Consider the following 9,253-nt stretch of genomic DNA (forward strand, 5'->3'; position numbering starts at 1 on the left):
GGAACGACGTACGTGCACGTGAGGCCGGCGGCCTAAGGCGCCGGCGGCCGGGACACGACGCAAGCCGCATCTCACGTCCTGGCAAATGCAGTCGTCAATGTGACCAAGGTGACATAAATGTGACGGGTGGTCGTCCTCGCTGGTTAACGAGTTCTTAACTGGTAGTAAAATTTTCTTTGCATTTGCGGGGCTTCGTGGCGGACAGTGGCTATGGGAGTTTTTGCACTGATTAATCCTCGTTCGCCGGGTTGTGCTCCGGCTGTAGCCGTCTACCGGCGGAGGGCGCGCGGACCTGCGTACAGAGGCGCTGTGCTGGTGTTGGCGTCGTGCTGGTCACGGCGCCGAGGCGAGGGAGCGGGTGCGCGGTGCGCGATTTAGGCATCCCGGGCTGGATCGGCCGGGGCTGGGCGGCGTGGATGGCTCGGTCCATCTGGCTGCGGGCGTCGGTCGCGATGGTCATGATGGTCGCGTTGCTGTCGGGTGCGTACTTCTCCCTGGGCGGACCGGTGGCACCGCCCGTCCCTGGTGTTCACGGGGCCCATGGCGTACGCAAGGCGCGCTTCGCCTCGCCGCCGAAACCCCACGATGACGCTGCCAAGAGCGCGGGCGCGGGCCCCCGGAAACTGCCGTCCGGTGGAATCGGCGTGGCGAGCTTCGACCTTCAGCGTCTGGGATCGGCCGGCCGCGTCAGTGCGCACGGCACACCGGTGTGGGCCAAGCCGGTGCTGCCGACCTACGGCGGCGCCTACCATGGGCCGTCGCAGGTGGCCGTCACGGTCGCGAGCCGGAAGGTGGCCGCGGCGGCGGGGGTGAACGGGGTGCTGTTCACCGCCACCGAAAAGGGCGGTACGGGGCCGGTGACCATCGGTGTCGACTACCGGAAATTCGCCGATGCCTACGGCGGTAACTACGGGTCCCGGCTGCACCTGGTGGCGATGCCGGCGTGCGCGCTGACCACCCCGCAGGCATCGTCCTGCCGCGTGCAGACGCCGCTGTCGCAAGGCGGCAACGATGTGCGGGCGCGGTCCGCCTACGCCCAGATCGATCCCGGCAGCATTCACCCGGCGGCACTGCACACCTCAGGCTCTGGGACGGCGACCATCCGTCCCGCGTCGTTCACCACCACGACCGCGCAGGCGGCCGCCTCCTCGGACACGGTGGTGCTGGCGGCCACCACGGGCGGCTCGGCCGACGGCGGCAACGACGGCGGTAGCCCGGCCGGCACCTACAGCGCGACCACGCTGAAGCCGTCGGCGTCCTGGTCGGCGGGAGGTTCGGCCGGATCGTTCACCTACTCCTACCCCATTCAGGTGCCATCGGCGGCCTCGGACCTGGTCCCCAAGATCGATCTTTCCTACGACTCGGGGGGCGTGGACGGCCAGACCGCGGCCACCCAGGCGCAGGCCGGCTGGCTCGGGGACGGCTGGTCGACCCCGCAGTCCTACATCGAGCAGTCCTTCAAAGCGTGCTCGGATTCACCGGAAGGCTCAGCGGCCCCGAAGTCGACGGCGGACGAATGCTATGACGGGCCACTCTTGACCATGTCGCTGAACGGGTCGACGACCTCGCTGGTCTGGGACTCTGACAAGAAGACCTACACACCGGCCGATGACAACGGTGAGGTGGTCAAGCGCATCACCGATTCGGGCAACGGCTCCGGTACCCATGACACCGACTACTGGCAGGTCACCGACCGATCCGGCACGGTGTTCATGTTCGGGCGGAACCAGCTGCCCGGCTGGGGTTCCGGCGATGCGGCCACCAACTCGGTGGATTCCGAACCGGTGTTCTCCGCCCATTCCGGCGATCCGTGTTACAACGCCACCTGGTCGGATTCGTGGTGCACGATGGCGTACCGGTGGAACCTGGACTACGTCAAAGACCTGCACGGCAACGCGATGGCGTACTACTACAAGCAGGACACCAACGCTTATGCCCGCGACGCCGACACCAGCGGCACGACCACCCCGAAGGCGAACTCGACCTATGTGCGGGATTCGCACCTGGACCACATCGACTACGGCTTCACCGACGGCAACGCCTACACGGTCAACGGCGGCCACGCCCCCGACCAGGTGCTGTTCACCACCGGGAACCGCTGCCTGTCGGGCACCTGCGACCCGCTAAACAAGACCAACGCGGCCAACTGGCCCGACGTGCCGTACGACCTAAACTGCACCAACGGGGCGGACTGCCTGGTGACCGGTCCGTCGTTCTGGTCGACGGTCCGGCTCACCGGAATCAAGACCCAGCAGTGGAACGGCACCGCCTACGCGCCCGTCGACTCCTGGGACTTCACGCAGACCCTTCCGGCGACCGGGGACGGCACCTCACCGACCCTGTGGCTGTCGAAGATCGTTCACACCGGCTCAGACACCACCGCGGGCGGGTCGGCGGTCACGCTGCCGGCGGTGACGTTCACCGCCAAGGAGATGGCCAACCGGCTGGACACCGTCACCGACGGACTGCCGGCGCTGACCCGGATGCGGATCTCCTCGATCACCACCGAGACCGGGGCGGTGATCGGCGTCGACTACACCCTCACCAATCCGTGCAGCGTCAGCGCCAAACCGACCCCGGCGTCCAACACCTCTTCCTGCTACCCGGTCTACTGGACGCCGCAGGATGACACCCAGCCGCTGCGGGACTGGTTCAACAAGTACCAGGTCGACTCCGTCACTCAGGCGGATCGGGCTGGCGGAGCCCCGACCATGTACACCGGCTACAAGTACCTGGGCGGCGGGGCCTGGCACTACGACGACAACGAAGTCGTCAAGGCTAAATACCGCACCTACGGCCAGTGGCGCGGGTTCGGACGCGTGCAGACCTTCACCGGCCAGGGCGCCGACCCGCAGACCGAGTCCGAAGACACCTACTACCGGGGGATGTCGAAAAACAACAACGACACGACCGTCACGCTGACCGACTCCCAGGGCGGCACCCACGAGGACCTCGACCAGCTCGCCGGCGACACGCTGGAATCCACCGACTACAACTACGCGGGCGGGTCGGTCACCGGCTCGACGATCAACTCCTACTGGGTCTCGCCCGCAACCGCCACCCGGGCCCGCAGCGGCCTGCCCGCGCTGACCGCGACCGCCACCGGGCAGGTGGAGACCTGGACCCGCCAGGCGCTTGTCTCTGGTACGACCACGAGGTGGGGACAGACCGAGACCGACACCAGCTATGACACCGATGTCTCCTCGGCCACGTTCGGTCTGCCGCTGATCGTCTACACCCACGGCGATCTGTCCAGAATCGATCAGCGGCAGTGCGCGGTCACCACGTACGCGCCAGCCAACACCAGCCTCAATTTAGCCGGGCTGCCCGCCGAGGTCGAGACCGACGCGGTCGCCTGCGGGGGATCCAACCCCGATGGTGCCAGCGCCCCCACTCCTGCGCAGATGAACGCGTTGACCGCGCCCACCGGCGTGACCCGGCCCGACGACGTGGTCTCCGACATCCGCACCTTCTACGACACCCCCACCCTGGCCGCCACCTGGCCCCAGCCCGCCAGCCCGGCCTGGCCGCAGGCCGCACCGACCAAGGGCGATGCGTCCGTCGTCGAGGTCGCCGACGGCTACTCCGGCGGCGCGTTCACCTACCGGACCAAAACAGCGACCGTTTGCGACACCTACGGACGCCCCGTCGACGCCTACGATCCGCTGGGCCACAAAACCCACACCGACTACACGATGGCCAACGGCCTCATCACCGGGTCGAAGGTCACCAACCCGCTCGGCCAGGCCGCCAGCACCACCCTCGACCCGCTGCGCGGTGTGACTACCTCGGCCACGGATGCGAACAACATCACCACCACCACGCACTATGACGGGCTGGGCCGCACGATTGCGGTGTGGGAGTACGGCCGGGCCACCAGCTCCCCGGCGGACCTGCTGTTCGGCTACCAGGTCAGCAACAGCGGCCCAACCGTGGTGACCACCCAGAAGATGAACGACGCGCAGGGGTATGCCACCTCCACGGTGCTCTACGACGCGCTGCTGCGGCCACGTCAGACCCAGGACCCCACCCCGCAGGGCGGCCGGCTGGTCACCGACACCTTCTATGACACCCACGGCTGGACGTGGAAGACGAACAACAAGTGGTGGGATTCCGGCTCGACGCCGGGCTCCGCAGCGGTCACCGTCCCCGACGCCCAGGTCCCCGACCAGACCGTGACCGCCTTCGACGGCGCCGGCCGTGCCGTGCTGGCTACCTCCTACGACGACTCCCAGGTCAAGGAGCAGACCGCGACCGCCTACGACCAGGCCGACACCGGCAGCAACGATGCGACCATAACGGTACCGTTGGACGCCGCCGGCAAGCCCTACACCGGAGCCCCGGCCAAGGCGACCATCAAGGACGCGCTCGGCCGCACCGTCGAACTGAAGGACTACACCACCGCCCCGGAGGTCACCGTCACCACCGGCGATGGCCCGGCCCCGATCACCACGGTCGCGATCAGCGGCGGGTCCACCACCGCCTCCACCGGCAACCCCCAGGCCACCCAGTACGTCTTCGACAAGACCGGCCACCAGACCGATGTAAAGAACCTGGCCACCGGCGATGACTGGCACACCGGCTATGACCTGCTCGGCCAGGCCACCTCCAAGACCGATCCGGACGCCGGCACCTCCACCATCACCTACGACGCGGCCGGGAACATCGCCCAGAGCACCGATGCGCGCGGCAAGACCCTTTCCTTCACTTACGACGCGCTCGGCCGTAAGACCGGCGAATACGCCGCCGCCGTGGCGAACCAGGCGTCATCGAACCAGCTGGCGTCGTGGGTGTATGACAACGCCGATAACGCGGTCTCCGGGATGGCCAACCCGATCGGGCATCTGACCGCCTCTACCTCCTACATCGGGGGCAGCGGCTCGGGCGGGCACGCCTACACCGACCAGATGCGCGGGTTCAATGTCTGGGGCGAACCGACCGGCGAGACCGTCACCATCCCCGCCAGCGAGGGTGCGCTCGCCGGCCCCTACACCCTCACCCATGTCTACACCAGCGGCACCGGACTGCCGTGGCGCGACATCTACCCCGCCAGCGGCACCCTGCCGTCCGAGACCGTGACCCATGGGTACTCCACCGCCCTGGACGTCCCGTCCGGCCTCACCGGCCTGGCGTCCTATGAGCTGGACACCACCTGGGACGCCTTCGGCCGGGCCGCGCAGAACAAAATCGGCTCGACCAGCGCGAACGCCTACATCACCAACACCCACGACCTGCACACCGGCGCGCTGACCGACACCAGACTCGCAAACACCGCCGTCTCGAACACCCCGATCGACGAGACGACCTACACCTACGACCCGGCCGGCAACCCCACCAGCCAGACCGAGACCCGGCAGGGATCGGCGAGTGAGACCCAGTGCTTCGGCTACGACACCCTCGACCGGCTCGCCCAGGCCTGGACCGCCACCGAGAACTGCGCCACAGATCCCACCACCAACGGGACCACCGTCGGTGACGGCATCACCGGCGCTGCCTACTGGACCAGCTGGACGTTCAACCCCCTCGGCCAGCGCACCAAACAGACCGACCACGGCCTGTCCGGCGCGAGCGACACCGTCACCACCTACACCTACGACGGCAATAGCGCCGGCCAGCCCCACACTCTGACCAAGACCACCACGACCGGCCCCGCCGGCACCTCGACATCGACGATGTCGTACGACAAGGCCGGCGACACCACCACCCGCAGCACCCCCGGCCAGGGCCAGCAGACCTTCACCTGGGACGACGCCGGGGACCTGACCGCGGTCACCGGCAGCTCCGGCGGGTCCAGCTACATCTACGACGCCGACGGCAGCCTGCTCCTGCAAAAAGACCCCGGCACCACCACGCTTTACCTGCCCGGCGAACAACTCGCCCTCAACACCAGCACCGGAGCGATCACCGGAACCCGCTTCTACGCCCTGCCCGGCGGAGGCGAAGCCGTCCGCACCGGATCTGGCAGCAACTACACCTTCGAAACCGGCGACCAGCACGGCACCGCCACCCTCACCCTCGATCCCGCCTTCACCACACCTACCTGGCGGCAGCAGACCCCCTACGGCGCACCCCGCGGCACCACCCCTGCCACCTGGCCGGACAACCACGGCTTCTTGAACAAGCCGCAGGACACCGTGACCGGGCTGACCGATGTGGGCGCCCGCTGGTACGACCCGACCACCGGCACCTTCGCCTCACTCGATCCGGTGTTCGAAGCCACCGACACCCAGCAACAGGCCGGCTACAACTACGCCGCCTCCAACCCCATCACCAACAGCGACCCCACCGGCCTGAACGGCTGCACAATCTCCGACGGCGCCGACTGCCGATGGTCCGACCCCACCGGAAAGATCCACAACGGCAGCCGTGTCGTCGGCGCCAGCCATAGCTACTGCTACTACCACAACTGCAACCCCGACGTCCTCCCCGAAGTAGGCTCACACGCCTACGAGACAAATCTCGCCGCAGACATCGCAGCCAGGCAAGCGGCTGACGAGGCGGCCGCCCGAGCCGCCGATCAAGCCGCCGCGCGACGACTCGAAATGCACAATAAGCTTCTTCAAGCCCATCACAGTGGCGGATTTGGAAGCTGGCTCAGAAAAGCGGCAAGCTTCGCTGGAAATATCAGCACGTATGCTGGGATGATCCCGTTCTGTGAGGTGTGTCAGACCGTCTCGCTTGGAGCAGGTCTTATCTCGGCAGGACTCTACGGCGCCACGGGCGATTGGGGCATGGCAGGACGAACGCTCGCCTCTACAGGAGTTAGTCTTGTAATGGGTGGCACAGGACTCGGGGCACTTAGGTCGTTTGGTAAGTACGGCAAGATGTATAAGTACTTCAGTTCTCCATCGCGCGTTGTTCGCAGATATGGGTATACGCGAACATGGCTGAATCACGGTGGTGCTATCGGCGCATTTCAAAAAGCTGCAACAAGGGCGGGCAGGGGAAGGGTATCACAAGCGTTCTGGTCAACCCATATGCAGTGGTCCACGAGTGGTTTGGGGATGGTTTTGACGGGCCCTCCTTCTGGGTTGTGACATGTTTAAATGGATGACACGGGACAGAGGCTGGTTAGGCGAACTGTCGGGATCCTGGTTATGGCTGATGCATTGGTGGCGGGATCCGCCTTCATCGCCGGGTCGAAAACGGATGCAATCTTTTGGGCTCAGTAGATCCATCTAGTGGCGCCTGTGAGGCGGCAGCTTTGGGCTGCACCTCAGAGTAGTTCGAGCCGGCTTATGGATATTGGGAGTAGCCTTGGCGCTGATCGCCGTAGTAGTAACACTCGCGCTAGTCATTGGCCTGACAGCTCGTGACTATAAGTTGCTGGGGCCTGACGGTGTCTTGCTTGCGACGCTGATGTGGCTTATCGCGCCAGTATTCGCGCTGCTTCGATTTAGGTGGATGGGTTGGTCTTACGAAAAAGCACTATGGTCCATTGCGGTGTTTTTCCTCTGGATTGCGATCTGTGGTCTAGGGAGGCCGGGCCTCCTATTGAATAAGCTCTTTAAAGATGACAGTAAGATTTCGCAGAGAATTCTGTTGAGATCGATTATCGGTCAAGCTTCCCTGGTGCTAGGTATAATCATTCTTTCAATCGTTGTTACTTTCTTCGTGTAGTTGCTTCGGGCATATCGGAAGTCGCAGGTCGCGGCCGGTGTCGAAGGTGTGCGCCGAGTGTCAGGGGATGATCCTCGACCGTTGATCAAGATCGGTGACCTGGGCGGATCGTAGCAGTCCATCAGCGGTGGGCGTGGTTCGCGTGTTCGTGCATCTGTGTCCCCCTCGCTGGGGCCGTCGGGAGGCTGTTGCCGCGCTACTGGGTCATCGGCTTCAGTGTGTGATCACCGGTTCCTGCAGGCGGGTAGTGACCGCCTGGGGCGGCTCAAGAGCGTCCCTGGGCCTGTGCCTTGCGGAAGCGGCTTGGCCGGGAGGGAGCGGGCGGCCGATGAGCGGTGATGGGGTCGGCCGCTGCTGGCGTCGGACGGCGTAGATGTAATCCGTATCCGGTTCCGGCGGTTGGCTGGCGGATCGAGCCCCAGGCGGTTCGGTGGTGCCCGTAGGTGGATTTAACAAGATCACGGCACGCGAGCACATATGGAGCACACGTGGTCGTCAGACCGCCCTAAAACAGACACTGGGCGCTCCCGGTGGAACCGAGAACGCCGAGGTCAGGACGGGTGCGCCGCCAGGGACTTGAACCCCGAACCCGCGGATTAAGAGTCCGCTAGCCCGGCGTGACAGCTTGAGGCGCGAGTGTGCTTATCAGCCGGTTGCTCACCTTGCCCAAGGGCGTGCCTACGCGTCAGGTGGCGGGCCCAACCCTGTGCCTGAGCGCGTGCCTAAGATCGTTTGTGCCTTGCCCGAGGTCTGCCGAAGGCGTGCCTAAGAAGTGCCTAAGGGGCCGGGTTGGCTTGGTTGGGTGCCGTTCGGGACAGATGGATGCGCAGAAGCAATCAGCTATGTCGAACACCCACGATCGCTCCCAGCAAGACCACCGAAGCGAGGCACCACGGCCTCTCTCCGACCGTCGGCCAGCCGACGCGCAAGGCCCGTTGGGCACGCCTTCGGAACACCGACAGGCTCCTGGAGAAGCGCGCCACTCCACAGCGTCCGCCGACGCCCGCCCCGAGATACCGGAGCCTGTGACCCCATCGTCTGATCTTCGGGACGGCCTGCTGGTGTACGCGCCGGACGAGGCTGCGCGGTTGCTCGGTGTGAAGGCGTCATGGCTGCGCCGCAAGGCCGCCGCCCGGGCGATTCCGTGCACGTTCTTGGGCAAGCACCTGCGGTTCTCCCGCGCCGACCTGGAGGCGATCGTCGCCGCTGGCCGGCAGGCCCCACGCTCCCGCCGCCGATAGTCGGATCCGCCCGGGGAGCGGGGCGTGACTTGAGCGCCCACCCCGAGTCGAGCGGTGATGACCCCGACCCGCGCCGCCCCCCACCCAGCGGCGCGACGCCAATCCACGCATGCGTGAAAGGAGCTCATGATGGCCTGGGCAGAAAAACGCGGACCCTGGTTCCGGGTCCGCTACCGCGACGCCGAAGGTGTCGTCCGCACCACACCGGACAAATACCGGACCAAGAGGTCCTAACAGAAAGATCAGCGGACGAGGCGTCGCCAGCAGATGATGGCTGCGGCCAGGGTCATGAACGCCTCATGGATGTCATCGCGGATCTCCCAGCGGATGCGCAGGCGGCGGAACCAGTGCAGCAGGCCGATCGTGCGTTCCACGACGTAGCGGTGGACGCC

Annotated in this window: 3 protein-coding genes and 1 tRNA gene; 3 read left to right on the forward strand and 1 reads right to left on the reverse strand. The window is 65.9% G+C overall.

Going from position 1 to position 9,253, the window contains the following annotated elements:
• Positions 1-365 precede the first annotated feature (365 nt).
• Together NDW01_RS44165 and NDW01_RS41210 are read left to right on the forward strand one after the other, a co-directional pair.
• Positions 366-7,037: an RHS repeat domain-containing protein gene (locus NDW01_RS44165; protein ID WP_252829986.1), complete on the forward strand. Its 6,672-nt coding sequence runs from the start codon at positions 366-368 to the stop codon at positions 7,035-7,037.
• A 220-nt stretch (positions 7,038-7,257) separates the two neighbouring features.
• Positions 7,258-7,620, forward strand: coding sequence for a hypothetical protein (locus NDW01_RS41210; RefSeq protein ID WP_252829987.1), 363 nt, complete (start codon positions 7,258-7,260; stop codon positions 7,618-7,620).
• A 561-nt stretch (positions 7,621-8,181) separates the two neighbouring features.
• Here NDW01_RS41210 and NDW01_RS41215 read toward each other — a convergent pair.
• Positions 8,182-8,254, reverse strand: a tRNA-Leu gene (locus tag NDW01_RS41215).
• Positions 8,255-8,645: 391 nt separating this feature from the next.
• Here NDW01_RS41215 and NDW01_RS44170 point away from each other — a divergent pair.
• On the forward strand, positions 8,646-8,861 hold the full coding sequence (locus NDW01_RS44170) for a helix-turn-helix domain-containing protein (protein WP_252829988.1): 216 nt from the start codon (positions 8,646-8,648) through the stop codon (positions 8,859-8,861).
• The last annotated feature ends 392 nt before the right edge of the window (positions 8,862-9,253 follow it).

This window comes from Actinoallomurus soli (genome assembly GCF_024055715.1).
In the GTDB taxonomy this organism is placed as follows: domain Bacteria; phylum Actinomycetota; class Actinomycetes; order Streptosporangiales; family Streptosporangiaceae; genus Actinoallomurus; species Actinoallomurus soli.